Genomic DNA, 20113 nt, shown 5'->3' with positions numbered 1-20113 from the left:
ACTGACCGCCGAGAGCAGCGCCAGTTAAGTTTGGAGAAAAAACATGAGCAAAGTGAACGTAAATAAAGTGGTAGTCGCATACTCAGGCGGTCTAGATACTTCAGTAATCATCCCGTGGCTAAAAGAGAACTACGACTGTGAAGTGGTGGCTTTTGTTGCCGATGTTGGTCAAGGTGCAGAAGAGCTAGAAGGCATTGAAGCAAAAGCAAAAGCTTCTGGTGCTTCTGAGTGTTACATCGCTGACCTGAAAGAAGAAATGGTCGCGGACTACATTTTCCCGACACTAAAAACCGGTGCTTACTATGAAGGTAAATACCTACTAGGTACATCAATGGCGCGTCCAATTATTGCCAAAGCCCAAGTTGAAGTCGCACGTAAAGTGGGCGCAGACGCACTGTGTCATGGCTGTACAGGTAAGGGTAACGACCAAGTACGTTTTGAAGGTGCATTTGCAGCGCTAGCCCCAGATCTGCATGTTATTGCGCCTTGGCGTGAGTGGGATCTAGTGAGCCGTGAAGAGTGTTTGGATTACCTAGCAGAGCGTAATATCCCTTGTTCAGCATCTCTTACTAAGATTTACTCACGTGATGCAAACGCATGGCACATTTCTACTGAAGGTGGCGTTCTAGAAGATACATGGAATGCGCCAAATGAAGATTGCTGGGCTTGGACGGTAGATCCAGAGCAAGCACCGAATGAAGCTGAAACCGTGACGTTGAAAGTAGCGAAAGGTGAAATTGTTGAGGTGGACGGCGAAGCGATGACACCATACAACGCGCTAGTTTATCTAAATGAAAAAGGTGCGAAGCACGGTGTTGGTCGTATCGATATTGTCGAAAACCGTCTAGTGGGTATGAAGTCTCGTGGTTGTTACGAAACTCCGGGTGGCACCATCATGATGGAAGCGCTGCGTGCGGTAGAGCAACTTGTGTTGGACAAAGCATCATTTGAATTCCGTGAAGAGCTTGGCTTGAAAGCATCGCACCTTGTTTATGATGGTCGTTGGTTCACCCCGCTATGTAAGTCTATTCTTGCGGCTTCTGAAGAGCTTGCGCAAGACGTGAATGGCGAAGTGGTAGTGAAGCTTTACAAAGGCCAAGCAACAGTGACGCAAAAACGTTCGGATAACAGTTTGTACTCTGAAGAGTTCGCTACTTTTGGTGAAGATGAAGTTTATGACCAAAGCCATGCTGAAGGCTTTATCCGTCTTTACTCGCTATCAAGCCGTATTCGTGCGTTGAACAGCCAGAAAAAATAAGCCAATTTAACGCCTTATAAGTAAGAGACTTGCCACTGTTGGCAGGTCTTTTTGTTTTTTGCTGACCTCATTGGCATAAAGATAAAATAACCATGAATAAATATGTAAAAATATTGAATTTATACTTTATTTTTGTCTGCGATTATCGTAACGTTGAGGCATAAGAAAAAGTGAGTAAATGACCACCGGTTTGGTCAACACTTAATGAATAACACGTTAGCGTAAGCAATAGTCATCAGGAGAGACGCAATGGCATTATGGGGCGGAAGATTTACCCAAGCGGCAGATACCAGATTTAAAGACTTCAACGATTCATTGCGTTTCGATTACCGATTGGCTGAGCAAGATATCGTAGGCTCAATTGCGTGGTCTAAAGCATTGCTGTCTGTTGACGTGTTATCTGCAGATGAACAACAAAAGCTTGAGTTGGCACTGAATGAACTCAAGCTTGAAGTGATGGAAGACCCACATCAAATCTTGCGCTCAGACGCTGAAGATATCCACTCTTGGGTCGAGCAGCAACTGATCAACAAGGTCGGCGACCTAGGTAAAAAGCTACACACGGGACGTTCTCGTAACGACCAAGTGGCAACCGATCTCAAGCTTTGGTGTCGTCAGCAAGGTCAGCAGCTGTTAATTGCACTTGATCGCCTACAAACTCAAATGGTTGGCGTTGCTAAGCAGCATCAAGGTACTGTTCTTCCTGGTTATACGCATTTACAACGTGCTCAGCCTGTGACGTTTGCGCACTGGTGTTTGGCGTATGTCGAAATGTTTGAGCGTGATTACTCACGTCTGAACGATGCGCTAAAGCGTTTGGATACGTGTCCTCTCGGCTCGGGTGCACTTGCCGGTACCGCTTACCCAATCGACCGTGAAGAGTTGGCCCATAACCTTGGTTTCCATCGTGCAACACGTAACTCACTAGACTCGGTTTCTGACCGTGACCACGTGATGGAGCTGATGTCTGTGGCGTCTATCTCGATGTTACACCTATCTCGTTTGGCAGAAGACATGATCTTCTACAACTCAGGTGAGTCTAACTTTATTGAGTTGGCTGATACGGTGACTTCCGGCTCTTCTCTGATGCCACAAAAGAAAAACCCAGATGCACTCGAGCTCATTCGTGGTAAGACAGGTCGTGTATATGGCGCGCTTGCTGGCATGATGATGACAGTGAAAGCTCTGCCACTGGCTTACAACAAAGACATGCAAGAAGACAAAGAAGGTCTGTTCGATGCGCTTGACACATGGAACGACTGCATGGAAATGGCAGCATTGTGTTTCGATGGCATTAAGGTTAATGGCGAGCGTACGTTAGAAGCGGCGAAGCAAGGTTACGCAAACTCAACTGAGCTAGCGGATTACCTAGTGGCGAAAGGCATCCCATTCCGTGAAGCGCACCATATCGTCGGCGTTGCTGTGGTTGGTGCAATTGCCAAAGGCTGTGCGTTAGAAGAGTTGTCGATTGAAGAATTGAAATCTTTCTCGGAAGTGATTGAGGCGGATGTGTATGACATCTTGACCATCGATTCATGCCTTGAGAAACGTTGTGCGCTTGGTGGCGTGTCGCCGCAGCAAGTGGCTTACGCTGTCGACCAAGCAGACAAGCGTCTGTCTCAACGCGATACTTCAGCAGTCAAAGTACGTCCTGCTCGTTTGACGGATATCGAGACATTGGAAGGCATGGTGGCGTACTGGGCAAATATGGGCGAGAACTTACCACGCTCACGTAATGAGTTGGTGCGTGATATTGGCTCCTTTGCGGTTGCCGAGCACCACGGCGAGGTAACAGGCTGTGCATCTTTGTATGTTTATGACTCAGGGCTAGCAGAGATTCGCTCTCTAGGCATTGAAGCTGGCTGGCAAGGCCAAGGACAGGGCAGTGCGATAGTGAACTATCTGGTCGAGAAAGCGCGCCAGATGGCTATTAAGAAAGTTTTTGTGCTGACACGTACGCCAGAGTTCTTTATGAAGCAAAGCTTCTTGCCTACGTCGAAGTCATTGCTGCCTGAGAAAGTACTGAAAGATTGCGATCAGTGTCCACGTCAGCATGCATGTGATGAAGTTGCACTGGAGATCAACTTGTTCGAACAATTGATCCAGAAAAGTAACGTAGCCTAGGTTGATGATTCTATTAGTATTTAAGAAAATACTAAAAAAATCAGAAAAAAATTTGGAACCTTTGAGAGGAAGCCCGGTCTATTAAAGTACCACTGCTTTTTCTTAGAAGAATCTAAGAGAGCCCCAAGACCGATATTGGTCTTGGGGCTTTTTTCTATCTGTCGTTTGAGCGATGATCATTCTTACTTTGTTTGTTGCGACGACGCTGCCACGGCAAAATCACGAAGCGCATCCAAAGGTGCAAAAACAGCAAACCATTAAATGCAAATCCGGCAAAGATCAGTGCGATCGACTCTATGCTTTGCGGATCATCTTTAAACGCAAACCACCACACAATCCAACATAAGACGGAAAGTACCGTCAGTTGATCCATGCATCGTTGGCAACGCCCAATTTTTTTCCAAAACCAATGTTCTTTACAGCTACGGCAAGCCATCGCTTTATCCATACTATCTATTTGTTCTGATTATAACCTTAACTCAAGTTCGAGAGTGCTTTTGCTCCTCTTTCCGAGAGAGTACATCTCACCAAAAATGGAAAGTTAGCTTGATAAAAAATGTGTAGCACGTAATTGGTGTATGGTGCGCTGTCAGCCAGACAATAGGAAAATAATAATGTCGACAGAACTTAAAGTAGCACTTGGCCTTGCTGGTGGTTTCTTCACAATTGGCTTTACCGCTATTGTGCTTGTTAGCCGTTACGCAATGATGACTGCATAATCGCCACTCTATTGATTCTTGAATTGATAAAGCTGGAATAAGAAAGCCTCGTGTAAACGAGGCTTTTTGTTTATTGGCGGGAGGTAAAACGTGAGCCTTAGCAACCAGGACCACAATCAAGACAGTGTTTGATCACCTCTGGACCTAAGTGAAGCTTCGCATTCAAATCTCGTAGTGCGGTACGAACGCCTTCTTCAATCACTGGGTGATAAAACGGCATATCCAACATCTCAGAAACCGTCATCTTATTCTGATGTGCCCAAGCGAGTAGGTGTGCTAAATGCTCGGCATTTGGTCCCATCATTTCAGCTCCCAAGAAGCGGCCAGTACCTTGCTCTCCGTAGACATGTAACATGCCTTTGTTACGAAGCATGACACGAGAGCGGCCTTGGTTTTCAAATGAGACTTCACCCGTTGCGAAGCAGCCACAGGTGCCTAAACGCGTCTCTAGTTGCTTGAAGGTCTCTCCTACCATCGCAATCTGTGGGTCTGAGAAAACGGCAGAGATCGATGAGCGACGTAGACCTGCACGAATATCAGGGAAACGACCTGCGTTGTCACCGGCAATACGACCTTGGTCTGCCGCTTCGTGTAGCAATGGAATTTGGTTACTTGCATCACCTGCGATGAAGATGCTCTCTACCGAGGTTTGCAACGTGTAATGATCCGCCGTTGGTACGCCGCGCTCATCCAGTGCTACATTAGTGTTTTCAATCGACAACTTGTCGACATTCGGGCGACGACCAGTTGCTGCCAATACGTAATCAACAATAAAGGTTTCTAGTTCACCATCGTGGTTGATGAACTTGATTTCAACTTTATCCTCTTCGCTGTTGTCTGATGAAGCAATGCGTTTCATGCTTTCGACTTTTACATCGGCATCAAGGTAAAACTCTTCTTTGAAGGCTTTATCCGCGTACGCCATCACTTCAGGATCGGTCAATGGTCCTACTTGACCACCAAGACCAAATAGCTTCACATTCACGCCTAAACGATGCAGCGCTTGACCCAATTCAAGGCCAATCACACCAGGGCCAAATACGGCAACAGATTCTGGCAAGTCATCCCAATCGAACACATCATCGTTAATTACTAAGCGGTCGCCGAGTTCATTCCATACAGCAGGGTAAGCAGGACGCGAGCCTGTTGCGATCACAATACGTTTAGCTGTGATTTGAGTGTGGTCATCAACGATTAATGTGTTGTCGTTGGCAAACTTAGCATAACCCGACACTTTATCTTCAGCAGGGATCTCATCGACGCCTTCCAACACAAAGCCAACAAAGCGGTCACGTTCACGCTTTACTCGATCCATTACTTCACGACCGTTAATGTAAATCTCGCCTTGTGGGTGTACACCAAATCCCGGTGCTTTCTCGATCTGGTGTACGCTTTCTGCTGCGGCGATTAATAGCTTCGATGGCATGCATCCGACACGAGCACATGTTGTGCCGTAAGGACCACCTTCAATCATCACAACACTGTCTGTGTGTGCTTTTGCTGCGCGGTAGGCGCCAAGACCTGCAGTACCACCACCAATAATTGCTACGTCGACATTTAACTGTTTCATAATGGATTCTCGTTTTTCCCAAACGCAGTTGAAGTGACTAAGTTTGGATGAGTGAATTTGAGTTCATTAATCTTGATAACTGGTCGAACGGTGAAGACAACCAGTTATCAAGACTAAGCATAGGAAGTGATTGAGAGGGATGGTCTCCCGGGCGAGGGATGCTCCGGGAGACCTAGGGCTGAGTTCTGGACAGCGAGATTGCCAACCCAAGCCCATTAGGCAAACTATTAACCTAGGTAAGCTTCTAGCTCTTCGCTACCGCCGATGTGTTTACCACCGATGAAGACTTGAGGAACCGTTGTGCGACCAGAGATTGCACGTAGACTTACTGTTGTTGCGTCTTTACCCAGAATCACTTCTTCATATTGAAGACCGTGGTCAATCAGATTTTGTTTCGCCTTCATGCAGAAAGGACAACCTGGTTTAGTGAACACCGTGATAGATTCTTGAGTTTTGTACTCAGGTGCTACGTAGTTCATCATTGTGTCTGCGTCAGAAACTTTGAACGGGTCGCCTGGCTCGTTTGGTTCGATGAACATTTTCTCAACCACGCCGTTTTTCACTAGCATGCTGTAACGCCATGAACGCTTGCCGAAGCCGATGTCGTTTTTGTCCACTAGCATACCCATGCCGTCTGTGAACTCACCGTTACCATCTGGAATGAAAGTGATGTTTTCTGCTTCTTGGTCAGCTTTCCATGCGTTCATTACAAACGTATCGTTCACTGACACACATAGAATTTCATCCACGCCGTGTTCTTTAAATACTGAGAACAACTCGTTGTAACGAGGTAGGTGGCTCGACGAACACGTCGGAGTAAACGCACCTGGCAAGCTGAATACGATAACCGTTCTGTCTTTAAACAGCTCATCCGTGGTTACGTTCACCCATGCGTCACCTTTACGAGTCGGAAAAGTAACTTGTGGTACAGCTTGACCTTCTTTTGATGCAAACATGATGATTTCCTTTTTAAATTTATGAAATAATTCGTTTTCGAGCTTAGCGTTATTTGTCGCTCAGTTTCGTTTTGTTGAGCTCATTATTGAAAAAAAACTTTGATAGCTCTAATCGTTTAATGCTATGGTTTTGATAGATTATTTCTATCGCCAAACAAGAAGCGAATCGTACGTATGAATATCCGAGATTTTGAGTACTTGGTGGCGCTTGCGGAGCACAAGCATTTTCGAAAAGCAGCGGAAGCCTGTTTTGTTAGCCAACCAACCTTGAGTGGTCAGATTCGTAAACTAGAAGATGAACTGGGCACGGCATTACTAGAAAGAAGCAGCCGTCGAGTGCTGTTTACCGATTCTGGTTTGCAGTTGGTGGAGCAAGCAAAACGCATCTTAAGTGAAGTAAAAACCTTCAAAGATATGGCGAGTGGCCAAAGTGGTGCCATGACGGGACCAATGCATATTGGCTTTATCCCGACCGTTGGGCCTTACTTGCTACCTAAGATCGTTCCTCGATTAAAAGAAGAGTTTCCTGAATTGGAACTGTTTCTGCATGAGGCTCAAACCCATCAATTGGTTCGTCAGTTAGAAGAGGGCAAACTAGATTGTCTAGTATTAGCCTCTGTTGATGAGACAGCGCCTTTCAAAGAGATTGAAGTCTACAATGAGCCGTTGAGCGTTGCTGTACCTTGTGACCATGAATGGGCAGGCTTAGATCATATCGACATGCTGGATCTTAATGGTCGAACCGTATTGGCGTTAGGTGATGGCCATTGTTTGCGTGACCAAGCTCTGGGGTTCTGCTTTGCTGCTGGAGCCAAAGACGACGAGCGTTTCAAAGCGACCAGTCTAGAGACGCTGCGTAACATGGTAGCTGCCGGTGCTGGTATTACGTTGCTACCAGAGTTATCTGTGCCGCATGAGAAGAAAAAAGATGGCGTATGTTACGTTCCAGCTGTGAACCCTACGCCTTCTCGAAGTATTGTTTTAGTTTACCGTCCCGGTTCACCACTGCGTGCTCGTTTCGAAGCGTTGGCTTCGACAATTAAAAGTATTCTGGAAGCGAAACAAAACTCTATTGCAGCTTAAGTCTCTGCTTAAATCAGATAATCCAGATAAACAAAAAGGGAGCTCAATGGCTCCCTTTTTCATATCGTTAATTCGGTATTAGAACAGCTCTTCTGAGCCACTGCCACCAGAGTAGATACTGTCTTCTAGACTGTTACCGACGTACTCAGTTGGCTCTGTACCTTTCTCGAAGTATTCGAACATTGATGAGCCATCGACTTTGTGCGTCAATAGGCCGCTATCACGGTCGATACGTACACGAACGATATCATCTGGAATGTTCTTGCTCTGCTGTGGTTTACCCTCTAAAGCAGCATGCATGAAGTCAATCCAAGCTGGCTCAGCCGTCTTAGCACCTGATTCTGCACCAGAGATCTGGCCTTTACCAAGGTTGCTGTTCACTGTTGTGCGGCCAAGCGTACGAGAGTGGTCATCGAAACCAACCCATGCGATCGCACAATGCCAGGGCCGTAACCGTTATACCAAGTATCTTTTGAGTCGTTGGTTGTACCGGTTTTACCGCCGATATCGCGACGTTCAAGTTTCTGTGCACGCCAGCCAGTACCGTTCCAACCTGTGCCATCACGCCAGCTACCGCCACCCCAGATGTTGCTGTACATCATTTCACGCATCAGGAACGCGTTTTGCGCTGAGATAACTTGTTTCGCGTATTGCGGAGTATCGTTTTCTAGAGCGTTGTCTGGAGCGATGTTTTCCGGCGTTACGTCTTGTTCACCAAATTCTGCAGCAAACTTATCTTCAGCTGGAACGTGCTGTTCCATTTGAGGGCAATCGTGCTGACAGATCACTTTCGGGTTTGCTTTAAACAGCACTTCACCGAATGAGTCTTCTACATGGTCAATATAGAACGGTTCTACATAGTAACCGCCGTTGGCAAATACAGAGTAACCCTGTGCCACTTTCATTGGCGTTAAGCTACCTGCACCAAGCGCGATGGTCTCTGAACGTGGCACTTCGTCAATATCAAAGCCAAAACGCGTTAGATATTCACGAGTCTCGTCCAAACCAACTTCACGAAGAGTACGCACTGCCATTACGTTTTTAGACTGTGCTAGACCGATACGCAGACGAGTAGGGCCCACGTATGTTGGTGGTGAGTTCTTTGGACGCCATGCAGAACCAGAACCTGCATCCCATTTGTTGATTGGTGCATCGTTAACTAGAGAAGCAAGCGTGAGACCTTTGTTTATTGCCGCTGAGTAGATGAAAGGTTTGATACTTGAACCTACTTGGCGCACTGACATAGTCGCACGGTTAAACTTGCTGTGAACAAAGTTAAAGCCACCAACCAGAGAAAGCACAGCACCGTTTTCCGGATTCATTGCCACAAATGCAGTGTTTGCACTTGGTACTTGGCTTAGCTTCCAGCTGTTGATGGTGTTGCCGTCTTTATCGGTTGTGCTGATTTCACGAACCCAAATTTGTTGGCCTGATTCCAAAATCTGTTTAGCTGACTTTGGTACGGCGCCTTGGCGTTCATCCGTCAGGTACTTACGAGCCCAGTTCATACCGGTCCAAGCGATGGTTTGTTCATCGTTGTTCTTGACCCAAACTTGCGCTGTTTTGTCATCGACTTTAGTCACGACCGCTGGGTAAAGTTGTCCGTAAGTCGGTTGCTTCTTCAGATGTTTTTCAATCTGCTCTGTATCCCAAGCGGTTTCACCTTGTTTCCACAATACTTTCTCAGCACCGCGGTAGCCATGACGCTCGTCGTAAGCAAGGATGTTATTGATCGCCGCTTTGTTTGCTGCGTCTTGCAGTTTTGAATCTACTGTCATGTAGATGTTTAAGCCAGAGGTATAGGCTTTTTCTGCACCGTACTCTTTCACTGCCCATGAGCGCGCAAGCTCTGCAACGTATGGGGCAGAAAGCTCAATCTCAGCACTGTGGTAGCGAGCAACAATTGGCTCAGCACGTGCTTCATCGTATTGCTCTTGAGTGATGTATTTCTCATCCAACATACGCATCAGAACGACATTACGACGGTTTGTCGCGCGCTCTAGGGAGTAAATTGGGTTCATTGTCGATGGCGCTTTTGGCATACCAGCAAGCGTTGCGATTTCACTTAGCGTGAGTTCATTTAGGCTCTTACCAAAATAAACCTGAGCTGCGGCACCGAAACCGTATGAGCGGTAACCAAGGAAGATCTTGTTAACGTACAGTTCCATGATCTCTTGCTTCGTCAAAAGCTGCTCAATGTGAATCGCAATGAAGATCTCTTTCACTTTACGCATGATCTTCTTCTCGTTGGATAGGAAGAAGTTACGCGCTAGCTGCTGAGTAATGGTACTCGCACCTTGCTTTGCAGAACCAGATAATGCAACGACGACTGCCGCACGTGTAATACCGATTGGGTCGATACCTGGGTGCTCGTAAAATCGGCTATCTTCGGTCGCGATCAGCGCATGAATTAAATCTTGCGGAATTTCGTCGTAAGTAACAGGAATTCGGCGTTTCTCACCAAACTGTGCGATCAGTTTCCCGTCTTGACTAAAAACCTGCATAGGTGTTTGTAATTCAACATCTTTTAAGGTTGCAACATCTGGCAATTCAGGCTTCACGTATTGATAGAAGCCAAAAATTGTGGTGACTCCAAGAATTATGCAAATCAATGTTAAAAATAATAAACGCTTTATGAACTTCACCGGAGAATCCCTGATTGGTTGAGGCTGTGTAACGGCAAACCCTTGTACTCTTAGGTCAAAAATTTAGCACATAAGAGATATTAACTCTTATTTGGATGCTAATAACAACCTTTGCACGAAGAAAATTCTCTGGGTGCTAACAACATCGGCACGCAAGAATTTCGGAGCGAGAGTAGAGATGGATAAGCTATTAGTTACGGGCATAGATATTGGCCATAACAGCCTCAAAGCCGTGGTACTTAAACCCAATGGCAACAGTTACGCACTACTGGGTTACAAAGAAATAATACTTAAGGAAGGTATTGTCGCTGAAAATAACACCATAAATCATCAAGAAATTGTAAAGACCCTTAAAGAGATGAAAAAAGAGCTACCTTTTCGGGCTCGAAAGGTCGCAATTTCAGTTCCAGATAATGCTGTGATCAGTAAAAAGCTGCAGATAGAGCAGAACTTAGAAGAGAGTGAAAAGGAGTTTGCTGTTGTGCAAGCCTTCTCACATCAATCTCCATTCCCTGTGGAAGAGCTGAGTCTTGACTTCATCAAGGTTGATACGGATGAGCAGATGCGAGGCACTGACAGTTATCAGGTCTTCGCGACTCGTAAAGACGTGGTAGAAACCCGAGTTGAGGCATTGCAGAAATCAGGCTTGAAACCAGTACTGGTGGACGTGCACTCACAAAGTCTTGGTCATATGTGGAAATTGGTTGCGGAACGTTTTCCTGAAAAGAACAAGTATTGTTTACTGGACATTGGTTCTTTGAACAGTTCTTTCACTATGTTCACCGAACAAGGTGAATTGTTTCATAAAGAATTTCCCTGCGGTACTCGCACTACGGGCAGTTTGTTTCAACAAGATCCATTAGCAGACGACGCACAAGTGGCAACGGAGCAATTTAATCGACAAATCGTTGAGCGTGTTAAACGTCAGATGCAGCTCTATACCTCAATTAATGGAAGCCAAGATATCAAAGGCGTTTGGCTTTCGGGAGAGGGCGCTGCAACACCTATGTTGGCCGAGGAGCTGTCTAGCCAGTTGGCACTAGAGTGTGAACTGCTTAATCCACTTGGTTTGTTTGAAATGAAGGTGTCTAAACGCAAACGTCGTGCCGCGGATTGGCAACACTTCACTGCTGCAGCCGGACTGGCTGTACGTGGTATTCAGTGGCTAGGAGGTGACAATGCTGTATCACATTAACCTTCTTGCCTGGCGTGAAAACCAACGTGAAGAGCATCGTCGTCGTTTTATTGGCTTGATTTTACTCGGGGCGATCGCTGCTCTGGGCGTGCAATGGGGGATCGGTAAGTACTACCAATACCAACAAGATCAGCAGCAACAGCGCTTGGATTATCTTGCTCACTATATCTCTCAACTCGATAAACGTATTGAAGCCATGAAGATAGCAGAGCAAGAGCACAGCAAAATTCTAGAGCGCTTAAAGACCGTCGAGGGGTTGCAAAATGGGCGCAATAAAACCACTGAGTTTATGAACCTGATGCCCTCAGTGATCCCTGAAGGCGTCTATGTCGATAAGATCAAAATGAACGACTACGAGATTGAGATCTCGGGTATTTCTGATAGCACCTCTCGTCTTGCCACCATGCTCGATAATATGGAGCGTTCCGCCAAGCTGCTGGATGTTGATATGCACTCCATTGTTCATGGTAAAGCGCGCTTTGGTAAAGAGTTCCAAACGTTCAAAGTCTCCTTCATGTTTAAAGACGCCTCTATAAAGGGAGGTAAGCAGCATGGTTAATTGGCAAGACCTAGAAATGGATGAAATCGCTGAGTGGCCGCTGGTGCCTCAGTTGGTGGCGATTCTTCTTATGGTGGTGTTGATCCAAGGTTTTGGTTACTGGTTTTATTTGAAGCCAGAGGAAGCTCGCCTTAATACCTTGATCCAAGAAGAGCAGACTTTAAAAGTCGCGCTGAGGATCAAAGCCAATAAAGTCGCTGCACTGCCGCAGCTTCAGTCACAACTTGATGAACTGACCACCCGCTATGAACTGCTTTTGCAACAACTGCCGGCACAGAAAGAATTGGCGACCATGCTAGCGTCGGTTAATGAACTCGGCATCGATAACAAGCTGACATTTACGCGTATTGATTGGGGAGATAAAGAGTCAGAGCACTTCCTTTACCGTTTGCCACTCAATATTGAGCTAACGGGTGACTTCCATAACATCGGTCGTTTTTCACAGGCCATCGCCACCTTACCACGCATCATCACATTTCAAGATGTAACTTGGCAGCGAGTCAGTCAAGAGAGTGAAACCTTGCACTTCCGTGTAAGAGCAAACACTTACCAATTCAAACCAGAGGAAAAGAAAGATGCGAAATAAATCTTTGCTGATGGTGTGTATGGTGAGTCTGCTGAGTGGTTGCCAAGCCAATGATGAGTCACTGACCGATTTTATTCGCGGTGTAGAAAACCAAGCACGCCGTGATGTCGCCAAACTCCAGCCGACTGAAGAATATGTAGTGGTGAGTTACGAGCCTGAAATTTTGCGTGCTCCTTTTGAACTGCCAAAAGAGGCCACCATCGCAACTCAACCTGTTGCGAGGCAAGACTGTTGGCAACCGCCGTCAAGAAAGCGCACTGGCAAACTGGAACGTTTCCCACTTAACCAACTTCGCCTTAAGGGTGTGATGGGAATGGGCAGCAGCGTCTCGGGTTTGGTTCAAGCTCCGAATGGCACAGTTTACAAAGTGAAGCCAGGTCAATACCTCGGACGTAACAATGGCAAGGTAACCCACGTATCCCACAGCTATTTATTGATTAATGAAACCTTGCCAGACGGTTTAGGTTGTTGGCAAAAGCGCAAAGTGAAGTTGGCGTTGAGATAGGCATAGCGGCATTTATTTTTGATATTGAGTAATGATGAAAATGAGACACGGATTAACACTGACACCAAGGAAGCTAACAGGGCTCTTCTCTTTATGGTTCTTTCTACTTTTAGCCCCTTTCGTCGCAGCAGAAGAAGTACAGTCTAACTCGCTTAAGAGCATCGACTTCCGTACGAACAAAGACAAAGACGCCGTGATTGTGGTTGAGCTCGCATCACCCGCTGCGATTGTTGATATTAAACGCGTACAAGAAGGCTTGAGTATCGACTTACTCAACACCTCCGTTAAAGATGACCAGCTTTACCTACTTGATGTGAAAGATTTCTCGACGGTTGTCGAGAGCGTTGAGGTATTCCGCGATACTTCTACAACACGTCTGGTGGCTTATATCGATGAGGACTATTCTCACGACTACCGTCTTACTGGTCGTTATTTAGAGGTAAAGGTTGGCAAGCTTAAAGCCAACGAAAAAGCGCCGGATAAAAGCATTTTGGAAAAAGAAGGCAAGCTAATTTCGATTAACTTCCAAGACATTCCTGTGCGAAACGTGTTGCAACTTATCGCCGACTATAACCAATTTAACTTGGTCGTCTCTGACTCGGTTGAGGGTAACTTGACCTTGCGTTTGGATGGTGTGCCTTGGCAGCAAGTACTCGACATTATCTTGCAAGTGAAAGGGTTAGATAAGCGTGTTGATGGCAATGTCATTCTCGTTGCGCCAAAAGATGAATTGGATCTGCGCGAGAAGCAGCAACTCGAAAAGCAAAAGCTAGAGAAAGAGATCGGTGAGCTTTCATCAGAGATCATCAAGGTGAACTTCGCTAAAGCGTCAGACATTGCTGAGATGATCAATGGGGAGGGCAACATCAGTATGCTTTCTGATCGAGGCAGCATGACCATTGATGAGCGAACAAACTCGTTATTGATTCGTGAGTTACCTGAGAATATTGAAGTGATTCGCGAGATCATAGAATCATTGGATATTCCTGTAAAACAGGTTCAGATTGAAGCGCGTATTGTGACTATTAATGAAGGTAACATGGACGAACTTGGCGTTCGTTGGGGCTTCACTTCCATTAATGGCAGCCATACTGTGGGTGGTTCAATTGAGAATAACCTTGCGACAATCGGCTTGTACGATGGCGGCGGTGACGGTGAAGGTGATGACGGTGGCAGCAGTGTGGGTATTGACGACTTTCTCAACGTTAACCTTGCTGCGACCAGTCCAAATGCGACCAGTATTGCCTTCCAAGTTGCGAAGTTAGGTTCTGATACCTTACTAGATTTGGAACTTTCGGCGCTGCAACAAGAATCGAAAGCAGAAATTATTTCCAGTCCACGTTTGATCACCACGAATAAGAAGCCAGCTTACATTGAGCAGGGTACCGAGATCCCTTACCTTGAATCTTCTTCCAGTGGTGCGACTTCTGTGACGTTCAAAAAAGCGGTATTGAGCTTGAAAGTGACGCCACAGATTACGCCTGACAACCGTTTGGTGTTGGATTTGAGCGTTACGCAAGACAGACCGGGCCAAGTGGTAAAAACAGGCACTGGTGAGGCGGTGGCGATCGATACGCAACGTATTGGTACACAAGTTTTAGTCAATAATGGCGAGACAGTCGTGTTGGGCGGTATTTTTCAACACAGCATTACAAACTCCGTCGATAAGGTGCCTTTATTAGGTGATTTGCCGCTGTTAGGTGCGCTTTTCCGTCGAAGTTACGAAAATGTCGGTAAAAGTGAACTACTGATTTTTGTTACACCTAAAGTTGTGATTCAGTAAGAATCGGTAGGCAAAAAAACGATTAGATCAAAAATAAAGTTGCATTAGTGGCACCATGCTTGGATAATTTCGGGTCTTATCACGAATTATCTGTGAGGAATTGGTGCCACAAGCCTTGTGAAACAGCAGTTTGGCTGTGTTTTCTTGTGGCGATCTTATTGAATTAACGTTGTAAATTACCGCTAAATATGGCTGAGAAACGTAATATTTTCCTTGTTGGCCCAATGGGCGCCGGCAAAAGTACAATTGGTAGACACCTAGCACAGCAACTGCATATGGAGTTCGTGGACTCTGATACAGTGATCGAAGAACGCACTGGTGCAGATATCGCTTGGGTTTTTGATGTTGAAGGTGAAGAAGGCTTCCGCAAGCGCGAAGAAGCTGTACTTGAAGACCTAACTCAAGAGCAAGGCATCGTGCTAGCAACGGGCGGTGGCTCTGTTAAGAGCAAAGAAAACCGCAACCGTCTTTCAGCACGTGGTGTTGTTGTTTACCTAGAAACAACTATTGAAAAGCAACTTGCTCGCACAAACCGCGACAAGAAGCGTCCTCTACTTCAAACTGACAACCCTCGTGAAGTATTGGAAAGTTTGGCAGGCGAACGTAACCCTCTATACGAAGAAGTAGCGGATTACACAGTTCGTACTGACGATCAGAGTGCAAAAGTGGTAGCCAACCAGATCGTAAAAATGCTAGAAGAGAGATAAGCATTTATCTTTTTCAAATTGGAGCACACCGATGGAACGGATTACGGTCAATCTAGCAGAGCGTAGCTACCCAATCTCAATTGGCGCCGGGTTATTTGAAGACCCGGCGTACCTTTCTCAAATTCTTTCAAACAAAAATGCCAATCAGAAAGTCGTCGTGATCAGCAATGTCACGGTTGCTCCTCTGTACGCGGAAAAAATTCTTAGCCAGCTTGAACAGCTCGGTTGTGATGCCTCATTACTTGAATTGCCTGATGGTGAGCAATACAAAAGCCTAGACACGTTTAATCAAGTCATGAACTTCCTGCTAGAGGGAAGCTACGCACGCGATGTAGTGATTATTGCATTGGGTGGTGGTGTGATTGGTGATCTCGTTGGGTTCGCGTCTGCATGTTACCAACGTGGTGTGGATTTCATCCAGATTCCAACCACATTGTTGTCTCAAGTGGATTCATCTGTTGGTGGTAAAACCGCAGTTAACCACCCGCTGGGCAAAAACATGATTGGTGCTTTCTACCAACCTAAAGCGGTTATCATCGATACCAACTGTCTATCGACGCTCCCAGAGCGTGAATTTGCAGCGGGTATTGCTGAGGTGATCAAGTACGGCATTATTTACGATGGTGCTTTCTTCGATTGGTTAGAAGAGAACCTTGATCGTCTATACGCATTAGATGAAGAGGCACTGACTTACGCGATTGCACGTTGTTGTGAAATCAAAGCGGAAGTTGTGGCACAAGATGAGAAAGAGTCAGGCATTCGAGCGCTGCTAAACTTGGGCCATACCTTTGGTCATGCGATTGAAGCTGAACTTGGTTATGGCAACTGGCTACACGGTGAAGCGGTATCTTCCGGTACAGTGATGGCGGCGAAAACCTCTCACTTACGTGGATTGATTTCGCAAGAGCAACTGGATCGCATCATCAATATTATGCGCCGCGCTAAACTGCCTGTGCATACGCCAGATACAATGAGCTTTGATGATTTCATGACGCACATGATGCGTGATAAGAAAGTCTTATCCGGTCAGCTGCGTTTAGTTCTGCCAACGGGCATCGGCAGTGCCGAAGTCATTGCAGACACACCGCAAGATATCATCAAACAAGCTATCGACTTCGGTCGTGACATTTAACCTTGTAATGGCGCCTATCGGCGTCATTCTTGTAGTTTATTAAGGTTATTTAGATGAGTTTCGCTCACGTTCTTGAATTGGATTCGCAAACCGAGCTTTTAGACAGATTAAGCTTGTTAACCAATTTTGGTTCTAACTTGATCGCAGTAAATGGCCAAACTGGGTACGGAAAGTCTTGGTTGGCACAGCGATATCTTGAACTCGGTGCAAGTAACAAAAACCAATGTTTGTTACTTTGTCATTCAAATCAAGATGATGTGCAGCGTCGTATGCTCATCTTGAGCCAGATTGTTTCTGATGCACTGTTCAATCAGCAAGATACGCTGCTTGATAGTTTGGAGCGTATCTTAGGTAATGAAGCGTGTGATATCGCGATTGTGGTTGATGATGCGCACTTGTTGAGTGAAACACTGGTCTCAGAATTATGGATGCTGGTGCTAGCAGCACAAGCGAATCCAAAATGGAAAATCAACATCTTACTGTTTACTCAAAGTGGGCGTTTGGAATCGGTATTGTCGCGTATCAGCTACGGGCAAGAACTTAAGCCAGTTGAACTCGATATTGAGATGTTGTCAGAAGTCGAAGCGCGTCGCTTTTTTGAATCTTTGGTGATTCGATATGTCGACGATGAATCAGAGAAGCGCGTTCGAGATGCATTTAAGAAAGTCGACCCGGTTCCGGGTGACATCATGGCGTTAGGAGAGATGAAAGTGGAAAAAAGGATCATTATCCGCTCAATTGTAGGCTCACCCCTTAACATCGCATTGGTTGTATTGGTACTGCTATTGTTAGCTGCTGGTGGCTATTGGTGGATGTACAATCAGCCGAGCCCTGACGATAAAGCACAGCAAATCACAGGCGCTATTGAGCAAACAGCGATTCCAACCCTAAGCGAGCCTCGAGCTACGAGTGGCGCAGATTCGACGATGAGTAACGAAGCTGAAGATAGCACGGTGCTTACTGATGCGACGGATGACTCTGATTCATTACCACCAACCGTAACGGATGAAGTGGCGAGTGTTGGCACGGAAGACAAGCAGCAACGTGTTGTGATTGAGTCTGATGTGGTGGATGCATTGCTCGAGGGTAAGCCAGAAGAGGCGGATACTGATGAAATCAAACAAGTGGTTGAAGAATCGGTTCCTCAAGCGCAAAGCAGCTCGAGCTCTTCGCTCATCAATGTTGTTCAGACAGGTGAACAGTCTGCTGAAGCTCAAGCTATGCCAACTAAACCAGTGGTGAAGTTCTCTTTTGCTCGTGAAGAGCTTAAGGCTTTATCGCCACGCGGCTATACGTTACAGCTCGGAGCTATGACCACAATGGAAGATGTGCAAGCGTTTCTCGATAAATACGACTTAAACGGTAAGGTAAGAATTTACCCAACGGTACGCAGCGGAACGGAATGGTACATCATCACTTACCAAGATTACCCAACCATTCAATTGGCTCGTGACGCAGTCGAAAGCTTACCGGATGCGCTTAAATCGCTGAGTCCTTGGGCAAAATCGTTAGGTCAGGTGCATCGCGAAATTGATCGCGTGAAATAATCCTGAGCTTCGTTGAAAAATATGTTACATTCCGCAGCCTTAATTTTTGGTCGATAGATAGAGCAGTAGATGAAAAAGCAACGAGCCTTTCTTAAGTGGGCAGGAGGAAAATACGGTCTGGTTGAAGATATCCAACGTCATTTGCCACCGGCTCGAAAGCTAGTTGAACCTTTTGTTGGTGCTGGCTCGGTTTTTCTTAATACCGACTACGACCATTATCTACTAGCGGACATCAACCCCGACCTGATCAATCTCTACAACCTACTTAAAGAGCGTCCTGAGGAGTATATCTCTGAAGCAAAACGTTGGTTTGTTGCTGAGAACAATCGCAAAGAAGCTTACCTAGATATTCGCGCCGAGTTTAATAAAACTGATGACGTGATGTATCGCTCTTTAGCGTTCTTGTACATGAACCGTTTTGGCTTTAACGGCTTGTGTCGTTACAACAAAAAGGGCGGTTTTAACGTTCCTTTTGGTTCGTACAAAAAGCCTTACTTCCCTGAAGCTGAGCTAGAGTTCTTTGCTGAAAAAGCGAAGAAGGCAACATTTGTCTGTGAAGGTTACCCAGAGACGTTCAGCCGAGCACGCAAAGGCAGCGTAGTTTACTGCGATCCACCTTACGCACCGTTGTCGAATACGGCGAACTTTACTTCTTATGCTGGTAACGGCTTCACGCTTGATGACCAAGCGGCATTGGCTGATATCGCAGAGAGAGCTGCAACTGAACGTGGCATTCCTGTTCTGATTTCAAACCACGACACCACACTAACGCGTCGCCTTTATCATGGCGCTGAACTGAATGTGGTGAAAGTGAAGCGAACCATCAGTCGCAATGGCAGTGGTCGTAATAAAGTTGATGAGCTTCTTGCTCTGTTCCGAGCACCTGATACGGACAAATCTGACTCCTAGCTCTCACACTATTGTATCTAAATAGTGGATCTCCCCACTGGCTTCGGTAGAATTGCGCGCAACAAATTGTTTGCTGTTTGCTCGCCACTACTGAGGTCAGGTATGAAAGATTTTCTAATTGCTCCATCCATTTTATCAGCTGATTTTGCTCGTCTCGGTGAAGACGTAGAAAAAGTACTCGCAGCGGGTGCGGATGTGGTGCACTTCGACGTTATGGACAACCACTATGTACCAAACCTGACTTTTGGTGCGCCTGTGTGTAAAGCGCTACGTGATTACGGCATCACAGCGCCAATCGATGTTCACCTGATGGTGAAGCCTGTTGATCGCATCATCCCTGATTTCGCCAAAGCTGGCGCATCGATGATTACTTTCCACATTGAAGCATCTGAGCACGTTGACCGTACTCTTCAACTGATCAAAGAGCACGGCTGTAAAGCGGGTGTGGTTCTTAACCCAGCAACACCACTTGCACACCTTGAATTCATCATGGACAAAGTTGACCTGATTCTACTGATGTCTGTAAACCCTGGTTTCGGTGGTCAATCATTCATTCCTCACACGTTAGATAAGCTACGTGCAGTACGTAAGATGATCGACGAGTCTGGTCGCGATATCCGTCTAGAAATCGATGGTGGCGTGAAGGTAGATAACATCCGTGAAATCGCCGAAGCGGGGGCAGATATGTTTGTAGCGGGCTCTGCGATTTTCAGTGAACCAGATTATAAGCAAGTGATCGACAAAATGCGTGCTGAACTTGCAGAAGTAAAATAAGCGCGACAAACACGCCCTGAAACCAGCACGATAACGCTATGATTTAAAAGGCTGCCACTTT

Annotated in this window: 16 protein-coding genes and 1 pseudogene; 13 read left to right on the top strand and 4 right to left on the bottom strand. The window is 46.1% G+C overall.

Annotated features, from left to right (window positions below):
- Positions 1–43: 43 nt before the first annotated feature.
- Positions 44–1258, top strand: coding sequence for an argininosuccinate synthase (locus tag KHO06_RS15150; protein WP_005432709.1), 1215 nt, complete (start codon positions 44–46; stop codon positions 1256–1258).
- A 249-nt stretch (positions 1259–1507) separates the two neighbouring features.
- Positions 1508–3382, top strand: coding sequence for an argininosuccinate lyase (argH, locus tag KHO06_RS15145; protein WP_005432701.1), 1875 nt, complete (start codon positions 1508–1510; stop codon positions 3380–3382).
- A 154-nt stretch (positions 3383–3536) separates the two neighbouring features.
- On the opposite strand, the gene KHO06_RS15140 is transcribed toward argH, so the two are convergent.
- The 3 genes from KHO06_RS15140 to KHO06_RS15130 form a co-directional block, all read right to left on the bottom strand.
- Positions 3537–3818 carry a DUF3624 domain-containing protein gene (locus KHO06_RS15140; protein WP_038889599.1) on the bottom strand — a complete coding sequence of 94 codons (282 nt, stop codon included), beginning with the start codon at positions 3816–3818 and terminating at the stop codon, positions 3537–3539.
- Positions 3819–4198: 380 nt separating this feature from the next.
- Entirely contained in the window at positions 4199–5671 is a 1473-nt protein-coding gene (locus KHO06_RS15135) for a dihydrolipoyl dehydrogenase (RefSeq protein ID WP_212581828.1), read from the bottom strand.
- 227 nt (positions 5672–5898) lie between these two features.
- A complete protein-coding gene (locus KHO06_RS15130) occupies positions 5899–6627 on the bottom strand; it encodes a redoxin family protein (RefSeq protein ID WP_005432732.1) in 729 nt (242 codons plus the stop codon).
- A 174-nt stretch (positions 6628–6801) separates the two neighbouring features.
- On the opposite strand from KHO06_RS15130, the gene oxyR reads away from it, so the two are divergent.
- The gene (oxyR, locus tag KHO06_RS15125) at positions 6802–7710 is read left to right on the top strand and encodes a DNA-binding transcriptional regulator OxyR (RefSeq protein ID WP_005432705.1); all 909 of its coding nucleotides are present in this window, start codon (positions 6802–6804) and stop codon (positions 7708–7710) included.
- 78 nt (positions 7711–7788) lie between these two features.
- Here the strand turns inward: oxyR and KHO06_RS15120 are convergent.
- Positions 7789–10355, bottom strand: a pseudogene (locus KHO06_RS15120) (PBP1A family penicillin-binding protein).
- Between the two features lie 178 nt (positions 10356–10533).
- Here KHO06_RS15120 and pilM point away from each other — a divergent pair.
- From pilM to rpe, 10 genes are all read left to right on the top strand, one after another.
- A complete protein-coding gene (pilM, locus tag KHO06_RS15115) occupies positions 10534–11550 on the top strand; it encodes a type IV pilus assembly protein PilM (RefSeq protein WP_005432712.1) in 1017 nt (338 codons plus the stop codon).
- Positions 11534–12109: a PilN domain-containing protein gene (locus KHO06_RS15110; RefSeq protein ID WP_005432710.1), complete on the top strand. Its 576-nt coding sequence runs from the start codon at positions 11534–11536 to the stop codon at positions 12107–12109. Before pilM ends, KHO06_RS15110 begins: the two co-directional genes overlap by 17 nt.
- The gene (gene pilO, locus KHO06_RS15105; protein WP_212581827.1) at positions 12102–12695 is read left to right on the top strand and encodes a type 4a pilus biogenesis protein PilO; all 594 of its coding nucleotides are present in this window, start codon (positions 12102–12104) and stop codon (positions 12693–12695) included. Before KHO06_RS15110 ends, pilO begins: the two co-directional genes overlap by 8 nt.
- Positions 12685–13200, top strand: coding sequence for a pilus assembly protein PilP (locus KHO06_RS15100; RefSeq protein ID WP_005432702.1), 516 nt, complete (start codon positions 12685–12687; stop codon positions 13198–13200). The genes pilO and KHO06_RS15100 overlap by 11 nt, the downstream gene beginning before the upstream one ends.
- A gap of 34 nt (positions 13201–13234) precedes the next feature.
- Positions 13235–14983 (top strand): type IV pilus secretin PilQ family protein, encoded by a 1749-nt coding sequence (locus KHO06_RS15095; RefSeq protein WP_045369316.1) that lies wholly within the window; start codon positions 13235–13237, stop codon positions 14981–14983.
- 188 nt (positions 14984–15171) lie between these two features.
- Positions 15172–15690, top strand: a complete 519-nt coding sequence (aroK, locus tag KHO06_RS15090; RefSeq protein ID WP_010443904.1) for a shikimate kinase AroK — start codon at positions 15172–15174, stop codon at positions 15688–15690.
- A 31-nt stretch (positions 15691–15721) separates the two neighbouring features.
- A complete protein-coding gene (aroB, locus tag KHO06_RS15085) occupies positions 15722–16822 on the top strand; it encodes a 3-dehydroquinate synthase (protein ID WP_045380637.1) in 1101 nt (366 codons plus the stop codon).
- Positions 16823–16875: 53 nt separating this feature from the next.
- A complete protein-coding gene (locus tag KHO06_RS15080; protein WP_212581826.1) occupies positions 16876–18369 on the top strand; it encodes an AAA family ATPase in 1494 nt (497 codons plus the stop codon).
- A gap of 69 nt (positions 18370–18438) precedes the next feature.
- Positions 18439–19278, top strand: a complete 840-nt coding sequence (locus KHO06_RS15075) for a Dam family site-specific DNA-(adenine-N6)-methyltransferase (protein ID WP_038889578.1) — start codon at positions 18439–18441, stop codon at positions 19276–19278.
- A 102-nt stretch (positions 19279–19380) separates the two neighbouring features.
- The gene (rpe, locus tag KHO06_RS15070; RefSeq protein WP_005532698.1) at positions 19381–20052 is read left to right on the top strand and encodes a ribulose-phosphate 3-epimerase; all 672 of its coding nucleotides are present in this window, start codon (positions 19381–19383) and stop codon (positions 20050–20052) included.
- Positions 20053–20113 lie beyond the last annotated feature (61 nt).

It is taken from the genome of Vibrio sp. B1FIG11, from assembly GCF_905175335.1.
GTDB lineage: Bacteria > Pseudomonadota > Gammaproteobacteria > Enterobacterales > Vibrionaceae > Vibrio > Vibrio campbellii.
Note: the sequence above shows the minus strand (reverse complement) of the source record. Positions and strands in the feature narration are given on the sequence as shown.